Genomic DNA, 14,689 nt, shown 5'->3' on the forward strand with positions numbered 1-14,689 from the left:
AGTGAAAAAGAATGAATAAATATTCTCAGGAGATAAGCTTTGAAGGTGAAGTTTTTTCAGAACTAAGAGCAGGTGCAAATGTTATTCTACGAGACTTACTGGAATCTATGATGAAAAAAGGAAGTAAGGCAGGATGTATGACAATTAAGGTAGATGTTGAGCTTGTAGATGATGCATCTGTAGGGACAGTAAGCATAACACCGGAGTTTACCTACAAAATAAGTTCCGCAATGCACTTAAAGAGCGAAATCAAAGGCAAGAAAAACTGTGGAGGCTGTGAAATGGTATGGGATGATGGCGCAGAGCAATATATATTGATGCCTATAACCGGTACAGCACAAAGGACAATATTTGATGGTAACGAAGAAGAATAATTAAGGAGGTTGAGATGGCAGTTGTTGAGATAAAAATTGAAAATTTAAAGATACACCCTAAGAATGTAAGGCAAAAATACGAGGGTATAGAGGAACTGGCACAGAGTATAAAAAAGAATGGCATCATGCAGAATTTAACTGTTGTGCCTGATAAAGAGGAAGAAGGCAAGTATTTGGTTGTAATCGGCAACCGAAGGCTAACGGCTGCAAGAGAGGCAGGACTTGAGACTGCTCCTTGTGTGGTAGTAGAAGATATGGCCGAAAAAGAGCAGATTATAACCATGCTTATGGAGAATATGAACCGTAAAGACCTTACAGTCTATGAAGAATCAGAAGCCATGCAGATGTGCTTTGAGGACTTCGGTCTGAAGGTAGAGGATATAGAGGAAAAAACAGGACTTTCAAAGACAACCATCAACCACAGGCTTAATATTGCTAAGCTCGACAAGGAGACACTTGTAGAAAAAGTAGAAGATAAAGAGTTCCAGCTATCACTTTCAGACCTGTATGCCCTTGAAAAGGTTAAGGATGTAAATACAAGGAATAAGATTCTAAAAGAGGCTTGGGACTCAAAAGACCTTGCCAACAAAGCAAGGCAAGCAGCAAGGGAAGAAATACGGGAAAAGAATAAGGGAAAGCTGATAGCGGAATGCGAAAAGCTGGGAATAAATAAAGCCCCTGACGGAGTAAATTATTATTCTAATGGCTGGTTACAGATTAAACACATTAGCCTAGATTCCGACGAAGCTGAAATAGGGATAAAGCATACAGAAGGACTGTATTATGTAGTTTCATACACTAGCCTTGACATAATAAAAAAAGAGAAAAAGCAAAAGGAAGAGAAAGAAATTGATCTTCGCCAAGAAGAAATCAAAGAGAAAAGGGCAAAAATAAAGGCAAAGTACGAAGAAATGCACAAGGATATGGAGGACTTTGTTAGAAATATCCTAGAGGGTAAAGTGGAACCTCCTGATAATGCTGAGTATATAGGTAAGCTGACATGGGAATTTATCCTTAAATACAGGGTAGCAGTTTTAGAGTGCAATTTGACAAGTGTCTTAATAGGTGCGCAAGCATATAAAAATGCAGATGAAGAAGAGAAAAAGAAAGCCACAGAGAGAGCAACGGCATTGCCAATTCTATACCAAATGACAGCGGTAGCATTCAGCAGTTTAGAATATTTAACGCTTGTTGGGTATTACGGAGTGTTGTACAACGAGGCAGCAGGAGAGAAGCTTAATGCAATGCATTACATTCTTAGCAACTTTGGATTTTCCTTTGCAGATGAGGAAAGTTATAAACTTATGAACGGAGAGCATGAGCTTTATGAGAAGGAGGGGAATTGAGCAGACCGGAGATAACTAAATGGCTGTCAGAACTTACAGAAAAGCTAATCAATCCTAACAATGACAGCCGCATGTATTGGGCTAGAGAGGTAACCTTTGACTATGCCACATCTAATCGTGTTAGGGTTGACTATATGAAATTTGAGCCACTAAATACCACTGTAAGCGGTATCGAAAAGGGAGATTTTTATTGCTACGAAATTAAGTCATCTGCGGAGGACTTTCACTCAAAGAATGGGCATAACTTCATCGGAGATTATAACTATTATGTGATGCCTAGCGAGGTTTATCAAAAGGTATCCGCTGAAATCCCATTCAGCGTTGGAGTGTATTGTCCTTCAGGCGGTACCCTTGAATCTGTTAAACAAGCTAGGAGAATGAACAGACAAAGGTCAGTGTCTGAAATGTTGCTGATGATGTTTAGGTCGGCAAATAGGGATAGAGCGAAAGGAGAATAATATGCGGAAAATAAAAGAGATTAAGCCAGGCAGGATATTTACCTACGCAGGGTATGAGTGGATAAAGTTAGAAGATGGCCTTGCAATAACCAAAGATACAGTTGAGGATATGAAATTTAGCGTATGTCAAAGCAATGAATATACGATAAGCGATATTAAGACCTTCTTAACAGACGCATTCGCGGATTGTCTTTGTGAAAATGGAGCGTTGTCAACGAATTTTGAGAATTTTCAACTAGATTTAACAGCAGATGACGGTACGAATGAAAGTAAACCATTTAATGTGGAGATAGGGTTGTTAACTGCTGACTTGTACCGAAAAAATAGACGTTGGTTGAAGCCTATTGACAATGGATGGTGGTTGGCAACTCCAAAATCTTACACAGCTAATAACGATGATGTCGTAATGTATGTGGGTACTGATGGACTATTAAGCAGTTTATATGGGTGGATTCGTGACAATGGTGTCCGACCTGTTTGTAAACTGAAAGAGGATACACCAGTTGATATACCCGATGAAAAGCCAATAGAGCAGATCGAGGCAGATGCAGAAGATATAACGGATCTTATAAAGAAGTGGGCTGCTGACAGAAATCTCAATATGGGCGACCCAAAAGCTCAAGTGATAGAGATAGTGAAGGAGCTGGTAGAGCTGGCAAATGGTATCGATAAGGGCAAGGAAGGGCAGATAATTAAACACATAGGTGGTATGTATGTTGTTTTGGTCGTCCTCTGTATGCAGTTAGGGTTTGATATAAACGACTGCATTAGAGTGGCTTACGATGAAATCAAAGACAGAAAAGGCAAGATGATAAACGGCTTATTTGTAAAAGAGGAGGACTTGTAATGGACAAATTACCAAACGATGTAATTGAGATTGTTGAAAAATGTGGTGATTTTGATGAGCTTTCAGAAGAAGATAGGGAGTATATAGTCGTACAAATAGACGAACTGTATGAAGGATTCTTTGAAGATTTATTTGTTACAGATATGGCAATAGTTGACGAACCCGAAGGGAAACATCAAGGATATGGTCAATATTGCAACCAGCATTCTGTAGGATGGACTGGCGATTCGTTTGAGGGTACATATTATTTTCCAACAGAAGATGGCAGATATTTGGCTATAGAATATTCTTGCTAATGGAGGAGCTATGACAGATAAAATAAAAGAAAAAGCAGATAAAATACGCGCAATGACAGATGAGGAGCTTGTGGCTTATGTTGAGAATCGAGTCAAGAAGGCACACAGCGAGGGATTTAATAAGGGCAGAAAAACGGCTAAACAGGAGGTAAGTAATGGGGATAGGTGACGGACGGGAGACCTACAGAGATAGCACCTTGATGAATTTACCAAAGAAGGAGCTTGTAGATATAATCAGGCTGTTAGAAAAAAACTGCAAGATTTATCTTAACAACCTTAATACCTATAGCAATATCGTTAAGGAGCTTACAGAGGTAAAAGAGGGCTTAATAGAATTTGAGGAGGAATAACATGTTAGCAAAAAAGTGTGATAAATGTGGGAAACTGTACGAACTTTATGAAGGGATAGAAGGCTATTGCAACTTATCAGATGCTAATTCAGTGGCATTTGTGTTAGCAAACGATGAAGGGGAATACTTCTGTAATGACGCCTATGACCTTTGCCCAGAGTGTCTAGTAAAAGTACAGGCTTTTATTGAGGGCAAGGAGGGTTGAGAATGAATGTAGGCTTTTACTACGGGTTGTCAAAAGGCACGTTAGAATCGCAAGCAAATGAACAAGGGTATACACTAGGGGAGTATGCAGGTATAGCACAAAAAATAATGGAGACGCTAATAACTTGTCGCTTACATGAGCTTATAACCGAAAGTGAACATCACATGATACTAGTTCGATTGCAAAAAAGAATGTTTGGATACTTAAGAAAAATGGAGGATAGAAAATGAACAAAGTGATTTTAATGGGTAGGCTTACAAGAGATCCTGATGTTAGATATTCGCAGACTGACAGCAATATGGCTATAGCAAGGTTTTCGCTTGCAGTTGACAGAAGGTATAAAAAGCAGGGTGATGAAACCACGGCCGACTTCTTTAATTGTACAGCCTTTGGCAAGCAAGGGGAATTTGTAGAGAAGTATCTTAAACAGGGTACTAAGATAGTAGTTACTGGACGCATTCAGAATGACAACTACACTAATAAAGACGGTCAGAAGGTGTACAGCGTTCAGATTATGGTTGAAGAGATAGAATTCGCTGAAAGCAAGGCAGCAGGACAAAGCCAGCAAAATGATTCTATGCCAGGTGATGGATTTATGAATATTCCTGATGGGGTAGAGAGTGAGTTGCCTTTTAATTAAGCATAATAGAGGTGTAGGATGCAAAAAGTACAAAGCTTATACAATGTTGAAAAGCTGGTATATGCCATAGTTAAGTGTGCAGTACAAGACTATAAGGCAGAGCTTAGAAAAAAGAAAAGGCTACCCAATCAGAACATATCAGACCTATCGCCTGTAGAAAAGTTTTTCCAATCTGAAAACTTTGAATACTGGACGGGAATAGATGGAGACAAGCTGATTGCAGCCATCAAAGAGAAAGAAGTAAAAAAGACCAAGAAAAGGAATAAGAAAACCAATACAGGGAGGTGATGCCAATGTGGGCGAAAAAGTACCTACAGGAGATTCAAAGAATGGAGGAGCAAATCAACCAAAGACTGGAAGAGCTATCTAGCCTTAAAGAATTATATGGGCTAAAAGGCTGCGGACTCTCTGAGAGGGTGCAGACGAGTCAACGAGGAGATGGGCTTGAGAATGAAGCTATTAAGTGTGTTGAATTGGAAAGACAGATAAGGGAACAGATACAGGAGTTTACAAACAAGAAAAATATAATCATATCAAGGATTCAGGCTTTGACAGACATAAGGTGTATTCAAGTGCTTTATAGGCGCTATGTAAGGTATATGAGCTTTGAAAGCATTGCAGTTGAATTAAATTACAGCTATGACCATGTGACAAGGATTCATAAGAAAGCCTTAGTAGATTTTGAAACATGCCATACAATGTCGGTTGGTAATGTGGTATAATGGTATCATTGAAATACAACAAAGAGCCGGGTTTCCTCCTTCCCGGTTCTTTACATTTTAAAGGATGTGAGTATATGCTTAAGAGCTGTAAATATTGCGGGCGCATACACGAAGAGAAAGAAGTCTGCGAGGCTAAGGACAAGGCAAGTAAGCGGTGGGGCATCCGTCGCAATACTAAGGCCTTCTCCTTTAGGAAAACTAATGACTGGACCTTAAAGAGCAGAGAGATAAGAGACAGAGACAAGTATTGTTGTTTATGTTGTAAGGCAATGTTAATTGGCACAACAAGACAGCTTAACACGTATGACTTATCGGTACACCATATCGTGCCAATCGAGGAGGATTATCAACTACGTTTGTCGAATGAAAATCTAATAACTTTATGTGCAGTGCATCATGAGATGTGCGAAGCAGGCGAGATTACAAGAGACAATCAAAGACAACTCGTGAGGGAATCTATAGAGAAATTTAACGCAGAAGGAAGAGGAGTGGTTGTTGTGTGAATATAAAAAAAATTATAGTATCCCCCCTACCTTTTTAGAGGGGAAAATTGAAAAAAACCAAGACCGACGCGCACCCTTTTTCCACATAAAATTCCCAAAATGAGATTTAAAGAGGGAAAAGGAGGAAAAAGATGGGTAGACCGGCTAAAACTATATCAACAAATTCGAGGCATAACACCAAAAAAGATGTAGAAATACGCAAGGCAGCAGAGGAAAAGGCAAGAGGTGGGATGGATAAACTTATCCCGCCACGGTATATGACGAAAGAGCAGAAAGCTATATATAAATACATTGTTGACAACTTAAAAGAGGCAGAAATATTGGGTAACCTAGACCATTATATACTGGCTATGACCGCAGTCACGATAGATAGCATTATCCAAATTGATAAGGCTATGAATCAGGTCGATGACATAATGAAAAAGAGCAAGCTGATAGCAGCAAGGACAAATTTAGCTAAAGACTTCTTTAGATGCTGCAACGAGTTGTCCTTATCACCGCAGGCAAGAGCAAAGATATCTATAGCGAATGTGAAAGCAATAAGAGATAATCAAAATCCACTATTAGAGGTATTAGGTATTTGATTAAAAAGCATCCTTCCTATAGATACGCTAAAAAGGCTTGTGGCAGTAAATCAAAAGTGCCTGCTTATGTCAAAAAACAATGTAAAGAATTTATTAAAATCTGTGATGGTAAGAGCAAGAAGTTTTTTATCAATACAGACCGAGTAGAAAAGATTGATAAGATTCTTATGTTTATCAGGATGCCTAAGGGGCTTAAGATTAATCATAGCATATATGACTGCGTGGCAGGCTTTCAATGGGTGCTTATAATAGCCTCCTTATGCGTTATGTGTAGCGATAACGAGGCAAAGCGAAGGTATGAAACTGTTGTGCTTGAGATTGCAAGAAAGAATGGCAAGACCTTTACAATTGCCGTTCTTTTTATTTTGCTCTTTTTCCTGGAGCCTATGTATTCATATTTTTACTCAGTAGCTCCTGATGGCTCGCTGTCAAGGGAGATTAAAAAGGCAATTGAGGAGATTATAGGCTACAATCCTAAGATTTTCCCCAAAGAGGGAAAGGATAGGATGTTTAAGGTAAGGCGAGATGATATTGAATGCTTTTTGACTAATTCAAAATATATCCCTCTGAACTACTCAAATAGCAGGCTTGACGGAAAGTTGCCGAATGTTTTCCTTGTTGATGAGGTGGGAGCCTTGCCAAATCCTTATGCTATTGAGGCTATGCGCTCCGGTCAGCTTACTATATTAAATAAGCTGGGCTTCATCATATCCACAAAGTACCCTACAGCCAATAACCCATTTGAGGATGAAGTCTTGTATTGCAAGAAAGTTCTTGATGGCTTCGTGAAGGATGATAAGGTGTTTTCACTGCTTTACGAACCTGATGACAAAGAAAATTGGACTGATAATGACAATATACTTGCACACGCTAATCCTTTAGCCCTTGAGATAAAGGAGATGTGGCAGGATTTACTTACTAAAAGGCAAAGAGCTATAGAGGTTGAAAGTGCAAGGGAGAACTTCCTTACCAAGCATTGCAATATCATCTATCAGGGCATAGGAACAGAAAGTTATATTGACATAAACAAGGTTAAGAAGTGCAGCGTAAAAGAAATTGACTGGACTAATAAGAGGGTATGGCTTGGTGTAGACCTTGCTCAGACAAATGACAACTGCGCAGTGGCTATTGCCGGTGTAGATGATGAGGATAATATCCTTGCATCAGTTATGGCATTCATACCGGAAGGGCGGATAGATGAAAAGAGTAAGTTTGAACATGTGGACTACAGGCGATTTGTAGAGCAAATGAAATGTATCGCCTGTGGCGATATGGTAGTTGATTATGGAGTAATAGAGGAGTTTGTTTTTAACGTGGAGGCAAAGCTTGGTTGTGAGGTAGTGGCTATTGGTTATGACCGATACAATGCTATGAGTTCGGCGCAAAAGTGGAATCAGAAATATACAACTGTAGAAATAAGGCAGCATTCGGATACATTGCATCCGCCTACCAAGTTATTGGCTGAAAAGGTTGAAAACGGACAATTTAGATATGAGGCTAATACCTTGCTTGAAATCAATTTTGAAAACGCAAAATGTACCTATGATACCAATATGAATAGATATGTTAATAAAAAGAAGTCAAGCGGTAAGGTGGATATGGTCGTGGCCTTAATCAATGCTATCTACCTTGTGCAACAGGATATTATGTTTAATGACGGATTTGTTGTACAGGTGGTATAGCCTGAAAGGAGGTGAAAAAAGTGGGTTTATTTAACTGGAAAAAAGAAAAAAGAGAAAAGGCTGATAATGAGCCAGATGTATCAAGTGACATTTTGAGGATGCTGCTAAGTGATGAAGAAGTAAGTCGAAGAACTGCAATGAATATCCCGGCTCTGTCAGCTTGTATAAATATGATTTCGGACACAGTATCATCCTTAAAAATCAAGTTGTATAAAAAGGATGGTGATAAGGTTGAGGAGATTGTTGACGACATCAGGACCACCCTGCTAAATGACGACACAGGAGACACCTTAGACGCTAGCCAAATGAAAAAAGCCCTGATTATGGACATGTTTCTATCGAAAGGCGGGTATGTCTACATAAACAGGGTAAATAATGAGGTTAAATCTCTTCATTATGTGGAACCTGAAAAGATTAGCTTTATGTACAATACAGATCCGATATTCAAGGATTATAAAATACTGGTTAACGGAGTAAGTTATGAGGGCTGGCAGTTTATTAAAATACTTCGGAATACGCAAAATGGATATTGTGGACAATCTATCATAGCTGAAACACCTGAACTGTTGGGGATAATACTCAGTACACAGAAGTTTGAAAAGAATCTTGTCCAAACTGGAGGCAACAAAAAAGGCTTTATTCAATCGGCAATAAGACTTAGTGCTGAGGCAATGGAAGCGTTAAAAAGAGCCTTCCACAACCTTTATTCCAATAGCACAGAGAATGTTGTTGTGTTAAATGATGGATTGTCCTTCAAAGAAGCCTCAAACTCATCTGTAGAGCTGCAGCTTAATGAGAATAAAGAAACAAATAACCGTGATATTTGCAAAATATTCCTTGTACCACCGTCAATCATAAACGGAGGAGCTACGGAGGAAGATAAAAAACGCTTTTACGAGGTCTGCATCTATCCAATATTAGCTAGGTTTGTGACAGCAATCAATAGTGTATTATTACAAGAGGATGAAAAGAATGTAATGTTCTTTGCCTTTGACGATACGGACCTGACTAAGACGGATATAGAAAAGCGTTTCGCAGCATATAAAGTTGCTCTTGATAGTGGCTTTATGCAGCTTGACGAAGTAAGAAAAAAGGAAAGGCTGCCAGAGTTCGGTCTTGATTTTATCAAGTTAGGCTTGCAGGATGTGCTTTATTATCCTGAATCAGGACAGGTATATACACCAAATACGGACAAATACACCAACATAAACGATACAAAGAAAGGAGATGAAACTAATGCGGATTGAAGTTAGAGACGATTCGGTTTTGATTGATGGCTATGTTAATGCCGTTGAAAGAGACAGCAAGGTACTTACAGACACATCGGGCAAGTTCATAGAAAAAATAGCATCAGGAGCTTTCAGAAGATCACTTGAAAGAGCCAATAGGACAGGGTGCCCGGTAAAGGTGTTGTTAAATCACAATTATACAAGAGTTTTATCATCAAACGCCGATGATAAAACCCATATAAGTGAGGACAACATAGGCTTAAGGTGTAGATGTGAAATCAGAGATAAGGAGGTAATTGAAAAGGCTAGGAACAAAAAATTGGTTGGATGGTCATTTGGCTTTATCCCTATAAAAGAGGAAAGGACAGACGAAGACATACCGCATAGGACAATCAGAGAACTGGAGCTTAAAGAGGTATCAATATTAGATGATACAAGGAAGCCTGCCTATAACGGCACAAGTATCGAGGTAAGGGCAGAAGAGTTTGATAACTTGATTGAACTTAGATTCTTACCGGATGAAGTTGAAACGGTTGAAGTTAAGGAAAAAGAACCTAACAACAACCACATCTATGAAAACAGATACATGGAATTAAGAGCGATATAACCGCTCTTTTTTTATTATCAAAATTAATTTTACGGAGGTAAACAAAATGGATTTGAAGAAAATGCTTGAAATGAGAGCACAGAAACTTGCAGCGCTTAAGGCACTTATTGAAAAGGCTAAGGCAGAAGAAAGGGCAATGAATCAGGATGAAATCACATCATTTGAAGCCCTTGAAACTGAAATAAGAGAACTTGATAAGACCATCGCAGCATTAGAAAAGACTAGGGAGTTAACAGAGAGCGAGCCACAGGTACCTGTAGAAGAAGAGAAAAGAAGTGTTGAAGAAAGAGATTACGAGGCTTTTGATGCGCTTATCAGAAGTGAGGAGACAAGAGCAGGAGAGTTGACTAAGGGAGAGAATGGAGCCGTTATCCCAACAACAATCGCAAACAAGATTATTGAGAAAGTTGTTGAAATCTGCCCTATATTTCAGGATTCTGACAGATATAATGTGAAAGGAACCTTAAGCATTCCATATTACGATGAAAGCACTTCTGACATAACTATGGAATACGCTGACGAGTTTACAGATGGTGAAAGCAAGACAGGTAAGTTTAAATCAATCAACTTAACAGGATTCCTTGGCAGAGCAATTTCAGATGTATCTATCAGCCTTATCAATGATTCTAGCTTTGATGTTGTGGGATTTGTAGTTAGGAGAATGGCAGGGAGCATTGCAAGGTTTATAGAGAAGGAGCTTCTCAAAGGAACACCTAATAAGATCGATGGACTGTCAAAGGGAGTGCAGGAGTTAAAAACAGCCGGGGCAAACTTTACAGCGGATGAGATCATTGACCTTCAGGAGCTTATCCCTGATGCTTATCAGGCAAATGCGTATTTTATTATGAGCAGAAAAACAAGAACTGCAGTCAGAAAGCTTAAAGACGGACAGGGTAACTATTTGCTTAATAAGGATGCCAATTCAAGATGGGGCTATACCTTATTTGGCCATGATGTGTATACCTCTGAAAATATGGATGATGTTAAAGCTGGCGCAACCGTAATGTATTACGGCGACTATACCGGACTTGCTACAAAGATATCTGAAAACATCAATATCAAGGTACTTACAGAAGTTAAGGCAAGGCAGCATGCTGTTGAGGTACTTGGTTTTGTTGAACTTGATGCAAAGGTGCAGAACGCACAGAAGATCGCAAAGCTTGTAATTAAGGGCTAACCACACTTAGAAAGAGGCGGTAAAAATGAAAGTTAGTGAAGTTACGGTTGATGACCTTGTAAATTTTATCCGTCTTGACGAGCCAAACGAAATTGAAACCTCTGAACTTGAAAGGATGAAAGACAGTGCTGTTGCGCATATCAAAACTTATACAGGGCTTGATGATGAGAGCCTTGATAAATATCCGGATATTACGCAGGCACTGTTTGTCCTTATCGCAGATATGTTTGACAATAGGAATTATCAGCTTGATAAGGCTGGAGGAGTAAACAGAATGGTGATGACGATATTAAACTCTCACAGCGTTAACCTTTTGTAACGGAGGTGATTGTCATAAGAACTTTAGTAATCGGAAAGCTGAATAAACGGCTTTCCTTTTATAAATTAGCCGATATCCAAGACAGTTTGGGGCAAACTACAAAGGAATTGCAACTGATTAAGACTGTATGGGGTACGCTACAGCCACTTAGAGGGGCTGAATATTACGAAGTGCAAAAGGTGCAAAGCAAAGTAACCCACAAATGCTATATACGCTATACAGAAGGGATAGACACTAACTGTTTTTTGAAGTATAAAGACAGGACCTTTTCAATAGAAAGCGTTATAGATGTGGATTTTGAGCGTAAACTGCTTGAAATCAGATGTGTGGATTATGTCAACAAAGAGGTGATGGATATTGGCTGACGCAGAATTGAAAGTCAAGGGATTAGATGAGTTAAAGATGTCATTTGACCAGCTTGTGGCTAAGTACCCGGATAAGGCAGGCGATTTATTGAAAAAGGATGCCTTGGCTCTTAGGCGCAATATAGTAAATAACGCTAAAGAACTCACAAAGACGAAGAGCGAGCATAAAAAGTCGCTTGGAAAGTTGTCATCTTTTAGAGTGTCGCAGGTTCAGGGGCTTATGAATAACCAGTTTGTTGAGATTTCTGCAAAGTCTCCGCATTTCCACCTTGTAGAGAAGGGGCACGAGTTAAAGGTTAAGGGAAAGACTATAGGCTTTGTACAGGGTGTACATTACCTTGATAAGGCTACTAAGGTCTATGAGGATAAATTCGAGGAACATGTGGATAACATGGTAGAAGCACTATTAAAAGAGGGAGGGCTTATATGACTCTGATAGATGTAAAGAAAGCCCTGCTTGATTTGCTAAAAAGTGAATTTCCTGACTATAAATACTATAGCACGGATGTCATTGAAGCCTATGACAGACCGTGTTTTTTTACGCAGCTAAAGCCCTTGGAGGTTTCGCCTGTCAATTATAACACGATGTACAACTCTATGGCATTTTATATAACTTATCTGCAAAAAAGCAAGGATGAAGTTGAGACCTTAAGAGTAATTGACAGGATAAAAGACATCTTTGGACTTTTCGTGAAAGTAGGCAGCAGGGCAATAGATGTAAAAGGCTTTGATTGGGATTATGTGGGAATAGACAGGAATATCCCACAGATAACCATAAATTTAGAATGGTGTAATTTAATTACACACCAGGACGATAGCGAAGTTATTGATAATGTTGAATTTACAAAGAAAGTAGAGGACGAATAATGGGAATGCCAAGTATTTCAATCTCCTTTTCTGAGATAGCTGCAACGGCTATAAAAAGAGGAGACAGAGGGATTATCGCAATGATATTAAAAGACACCAATATCCCGGAAGTTAATCCGGTTGTCTGCGTATCTGAAGCGGATATCCCTGCAAACCTTAGTGATGACAACAAGGAACAGATTAGGCTTGCCTTAAGGGGCTATGTAAATGCACCTAGCAAGGTTATTGCTTATGTGCTCAATAAAACGGCGGATAACTACAAGGCTGCACTTGATTACCTTAAAACCATCAAATTTAACTACCTTGTAGTTCCAAGTGTTGGGACAGATAAAAAGACAGCTGAAATTGTGTCTTATGTAAAGGCGGAGAGAACAGCTAAAAAACTTATTAAGGCAGTTTTACCAAATACAAAGGGAGATAATGAGGCTATTATCAACTACACCACTGAAAAGACTTTTATAGGTGATAAAGCCTACACTGCAGAACAGTTTTGTAGCAGAATAGCCGGCATAATAGCAGGCACACCGCTTAAGATGTCAAGCACCTATGCGCCACTTCCTGAACTCACAGACTGTACAAGGCTTACGAAGGAAAGAATGGATACTGCAGTAGATGGCGGAGAGTTTATCGTTTGGTGGGACGGTGAAAAGGTAAAGACAGGCAGGGGAGTTAATTCACTTACTACCCTTACTCCGGAGAAAAATACACAGTTCCAAAAAATAAAAATCATGGATGCCCTCGATATGATCTCAGATGACATCCGCAGGACAACCGAGGATAACTATATCGGTAAGTATCCAAATAATTATGATAACAAGTGCCTTCTTATGTCAGCAATCGGCAACTACTTTGACGAGCTTATGAGGCTTTCAGTAATCGAAGGATATACCCTTGAAATCGACATTGAGGCAAATAGGAGCTTCTTAAAGGGCAGGGGTACAGATGTAACTAAAATGAGTGATGAGGAAATTAAAAGAGCGAATACAGGCTCAAATGTATTCCTAAAGGTTGCCCTCACAATGACAGATGCCATTGAAGATGTGGCATTAAATATCACTATTTAAGGAGGTTAGACATGGAGAGAACGCTATCACCTGAAAAGGTAATGAATGGTACTTTTGGCGAAGTGTGGCTTGATGATTACTACTTAGCCGAGGTTTTATCATTAGAGGCAAAGGCCTCACTTGAAAAAACGGAAGTTAACCAGGCAAGAACTCTTGTCAAGGGTTACAAAGTGACAGGTATAGACTGCAAGGGAACGCTGAAGCTAAACAAGGTTACAAGCTACTTCTTAACTAAGCTTTCAGAGAGCATAAAGAAGGGAAAAGTAGTTAAGTGCACCATTATATCAAAGCTTGCAGATCCTGACTCTGACGGAATAGAAAGGGTAAAGCTCACAGGCTGCGTATTTGATGAGATTACTCTTGCTAACTGGGAAGTAAAGAAACTTGGTGAGGAATCAATCCCATTCACATTCACAGGCTGGGAAGTCCTTGACTATGTCCCTGCACAGTAAGGAGGAATACATGAATTTAGTTGATGAGTTATTAAAGATAGATTCCAAAAAGGCGGATGAGCTTAAAAAGGGTGTGTTTAAGTCAAAGAGACTTGCGACACTCTTAGGTAGCAAAGAAGAGACTGTTGATGTAACCATAAGTGAGATTCCATCAAGAAGAATCAACGACATAATCGGTTATCAGTTCAATAAAAACGGTAGCTTTGATATTGCAAAGTCTTATGATGCAAAGCTTATTCTTTGCACCGAGGCACTTGTAGAGCCGGACTTAATGAACAAGAGCCTACAGGCACATTTTGACTGCAAGACCGCGAGAGACCTTTGCGAAAAGCTCTTCGGAATTGAGGTAAACGAGTTAAGCGATGAAATATCTGCCCTTTGCGGAATCACCAAGGATGAGAATGAAGAGGAAGAAATAAAAAACTTATAAAGGCGAATAGGGAGGTACAACTTATGTACCTCCTTTTTCGCTATCACGACATATTGCCAAGCTGTGTCAAAGAGATGGGGCGAGGCGAAAGAACGATACTGAAAGCCTTTATAAGTCAGGAAATGCAAGACAGAGAGGAAGAGCTTAAGAGAATGTATGAAGGCTAAGAAGG

At 39.4% G+C, this 14,689-nt stretch carries 25 protein-coding genes; all 25 read left to right on the top strand.

Features of this window, described 5'->3' with window-relative positions; translation table 11 throughout:
- The first annotated feature begins 11 nt into the window (after positions 1 to 11).
- The 25 genes from JJN12_RS12820 to JJN12_RS12940 all read left to right on the top strand — a co-directional run bounded on the left by JJN12_RS12820 (position 12) and on the right by JJN12_RS12940 (position 14,684).
- On the top strand, positions 12 to 374 hold the full coding sequence (locus JJN12_RS12820) for a hypothetical protein (RefSeq protein ID WP_208430047.1): 363 nt from the start codon (positions 12 to 14) through the stop codon (positions 372 to 374).
- Between the two features lie 14 nt (positions 375 to 388).
- Entirely contained in the window at positions 389 to 1,720 is a 1,332-nt protein-coding gene (locus JJN12_RS12825) for a ParB/RepB/Spo0J family partition protein (protein WP_208430048.1), read from the top strand.
- Positions 1,717 to 2,178, top strand: coding sequence for a hypothetical protein (locus tag JJN12_RS12830; RefSeq protein WP_208430049.1), 462 nt, complete (start codon positions 1,717 to 1,719; stop codon positions 2,176 to 2,178). The genes JJN12_RS12825 and JJN12_RS12830 overlap by 4 nt, the downstream gene beginning before the upstream one ends.
- Position 2,179: 1 nt before the next feature.
- Positions 2,180 to 3,025 carry a MazG-like family protein gene (locus JJN12_RS12835; protein ID WP_208430050.1) on the top strand — a complete coding sequence of 282 codons (846 nt, stop codon included), beginning with the start codon at positions 2,180 to 2,182 and terminating at the stop codon, positions 3,023 to 3,025.
- Positions 3,025 to 3,321, top strand: a complete 297-nt coding sequence (locus JJN12_RS12840) for a hypothetical protein (RefSeq protein WP_208430051.1) — start codon at positions 3,025 to 3,027, stop codon at positions 3,319 to 3,321. The genes JJN12_RS12835 and JJN12_RS12840 overlap by 1 nt, the downstream gene beginning before the upstream one ends.
- A gap of 10 nt (positions 3,322 to 3,331) precedes the next feature.
- Positions 3,332 to 3,490, top strand: a complete 159-nt coding sequence (locus JJN12_RS12845; protein WP_208430052.1) for a hypothetical protein — start codon at positions 3,332 to 3,334, stop codon at positions 3,488 to 3,490.
- Positions 3,477 to 3,671 carry a hypothetical protein gene (locus tag JJN12_RS12850; RefSeq protein WP_208430053.1) on the top strand — a complete coding sequence of 65 codons (195 nt, stop codon included), beginning with the start codon at positions 3,477 to 3,479 and terminating at the stop codon, positions 3,669 to 3,671. Before JJN12_RS12845 ends, JJN12_RS12850 begins: the two co-directional genes overlap by 14 nt.
- Position 3,672: 1 nt before the next feature.
- Complete coding sequence (locus JJN12_RS12855) at positions 3,673 to 3,876, top strand: hypothetical protein (protein ID WP_208430054.1); 204 nt, start codon at positions 3,673 to 3,675, stop codon at positions 3,874 to 3,876.
- Positions 3,877 to 4,102: 226 nt separating this feature from the next.
- Positions 4,103 to 4,516: a single-stranded DNA-binding protein gene (locus JJN12_RS12860; protein WP_208430055.1), complete on the top strand. Its 414-nt coding sequence runs from the start codon at positions 4,103 to 4,105 to the stop codon at positions 4,514 to 4,516.
- An 18-nt stretch (positions 4,517 to 4,534) separates the two neighbouring features.
- A complete protein-coding gene (locus JJN12_RS12865; protein WP_208430056.1) occupies positions 4,535 to 4,804 on the top strand; it encodes a hypothetical protein in 270 nt (89 codons plus the stop codon).
- Between the two features lie 5 nt (positions 4,805 to 4,809).
- Complete coding sequence (locus JJN12_RS12870) at positions 4,810 to 5,238, top strand: hypothetical protein (protein WP_208430057.1); 429 nt, start codon at positions 4,810 to 4,812, stop codon at positions 5,236 to 5,238.
- Between the two features lie 74 nt (positions 5,239 to 5,312).
- Entirely contained in the window at positions 5,313 to 5,741 is a 429-nt protein-coding gene (locus JJN12_RS12875) for an HNH endonuclease (RefSeq protein WP_208430058.1), read from the top strand.
- Positions 5,742 to 5,872: 131 nt separating this feature from the next.
- Positions 5,873 to 6,325 (top strand): P27 family phage terminase small subunit, encoded by a 453-nt coding sequence (locus JJN12_RS12880; protein WP_208430059.1) that lies wholly within the window; start codon positions 5,873 to 5,875, stop codon positions 6,323 to 6,325.
- Positions 6,322 to 8,007, top strand: coding sequence for a terminase TerL endonuclease subunit (locus JJN12_RS12885; RefSeq protein ID WP_236013799.1), 1,686 nt, complete (start codon positions 6,322 to 6,324; stop codon positions 8,005 to 8,007). Before JJN12_RS12880 ends, JJN12_RS12885 begins: the two co-directional genes overlap by 4 nt.
- A 20-nt stretch (positions 8,008 to 8,027) precedes the next feature.
- The gene (locus JJN12_RS12890; RefSeq protein WP_208430060.1) at positions 8,028 to 9,254 is read left to right on the top strand and encodes a phage portal protein; all 1,227 of its coding nucleotides are present in this window, start codon (positions 8,028 to 8,030) and stop codon (positions 9,252 to 9,254) included.
- Complete coding sequence (locus JJN12_RS12895; protein ID WP_208430061.1) at positions 9,244 to 9,843, top strand: HK97 family phage prohead protease; 600 nt, start codon at positions 9,244 to 9,246, stop codon at positions 9,841 to 9,843. The genes JJN12_RS12890 and JJN12_RS12895 overlap by 11 nt, the downstream gene beginning before the upstream one ends.
- 46 nt (positions 9,844 to 9,889) lie before the next feature.
- Positions 9,890 to 11,020 carry a phage major capsid protein gene (locus tag JJN12_RS12900; RefSeq protein WP_208430062.1) on the top strand — a complete coding sequence of 377 codons (1,131 nt, stop codon included), beginning with the start codon at positions 9,890 to 9,892 and terminating at the stop codon, positions 11,018 to 11,020.
- Between the two features lie 25 nt (positions 11,021 to 11,045).
- Positions 11,046 to 11,339: a head-tail connector protein gene (locus JJN12_RS12905; protein WP_236013800.1), complete on the top strand. Its 294-nt coding sequence runs from the start codon at positions 11,046 to 11,048 to the stop codon at positions 11,337 to 11,339.
- 5 nt (positions 11,340 to 11,344) lie between these two features.
- Positions 11,345 to 11,704, top strand: a complete 360-nt coding sequence (locus tag JJN12_RS12910; RefSeq protein ID WP_208430063.1) for a phage head closure protein — start codon at positions 11,345 to 11,347, stop codon at positions 11,702 to 11,704.
- Complete coding sequence (locus JJN12_RS12915) at positions 11,697 to 12,134, top strand: hypothetical protein (protein ID WP_208430064.1); 438 nt, start codon at positions 11,697 to 11,699, stop codon at positions 12,132 to 12,134. The genes JJN12_RS12910 and JJN12_RS12915 overlap by 8 nt, the downstream gene beginning before the upstream one ends.
- Positions 12,131 to 12,571, top strand: a complete 441-nt coding sequence (locus tag JJN12_RS12920; protein WP_208430065.1) for a phage tail terminator family protein — start codon at positions 12,131 to 12,133, stop codon at positions 12,569 to 12,571. Before JJN12_RS12915 ends, JJN12_RS12920 begins: the two co-directional genes overlap by 4 nt.
- On the top strand, positions 12,571 to 13,635 hold the full coding sequence (locus JJN12_RS12925; RefSeq protein ID WP_208430066.1) for a phage tail sheath C-terminal domain-containing protein: 1,065 nt from the start codon (positions 12,571 to 12,573) through the stop codon (positions 13,633 to 13,635). The genes JJN12_RS12920 and JJN12_RS12925 overlap by 1 nt, the downstream gene beginning before the upstream one ends.
- Positions 13,636 to 13,646: 11 nt before the next feature.
- Positions 13,647 to 14,087, top strand: coding sequence for a phage tail tube protein (locus tag JJN12_RS12930; protein ID WP_208430067.1), 441 nt, complete (start codon positions 13,647 to 13,649; stop codon positions 14,085 to 14,087).
- 10 nt (positions 14,088 to 14,097) lie between these two features.
- The gene (locus JJN12_RS12935; RefSeq protein WP_208430068.1) at positions 14,098 to 14,517 is read left to right on the top strand and encodes a phage tail assembly chaperone; all 420 of its coding nucleotides are present in this window, start codon (positions 14,098 to 14,100) and stop codon (positions 14,515 to 14,517) included.
- Between the two features lie 23 nt (positions 14,518 to 14,540).
- Positions 14,541 to 14,684, top strand: a complete 144-nt coding sequence (locus JJN12_RS12940) for a hypothetical protein (RefSeq protein WP_208430069.1) — start codon at positions 14,541 to 14,543, stop codon at positions 14,682 to 14,684.
- Positions 14,685 to 14,689 lie beyond the last annotated feature (5 nt).

The organism is Catonella massiliensis, from assembly GCF_016651435.1.
GTDB classification, from domain to species: domain Bacteria; phylum Bacillota; class Clostridia; order Lachnospirales; family Lachnospiraceae; genus Catonella; species Catonella massiliensis.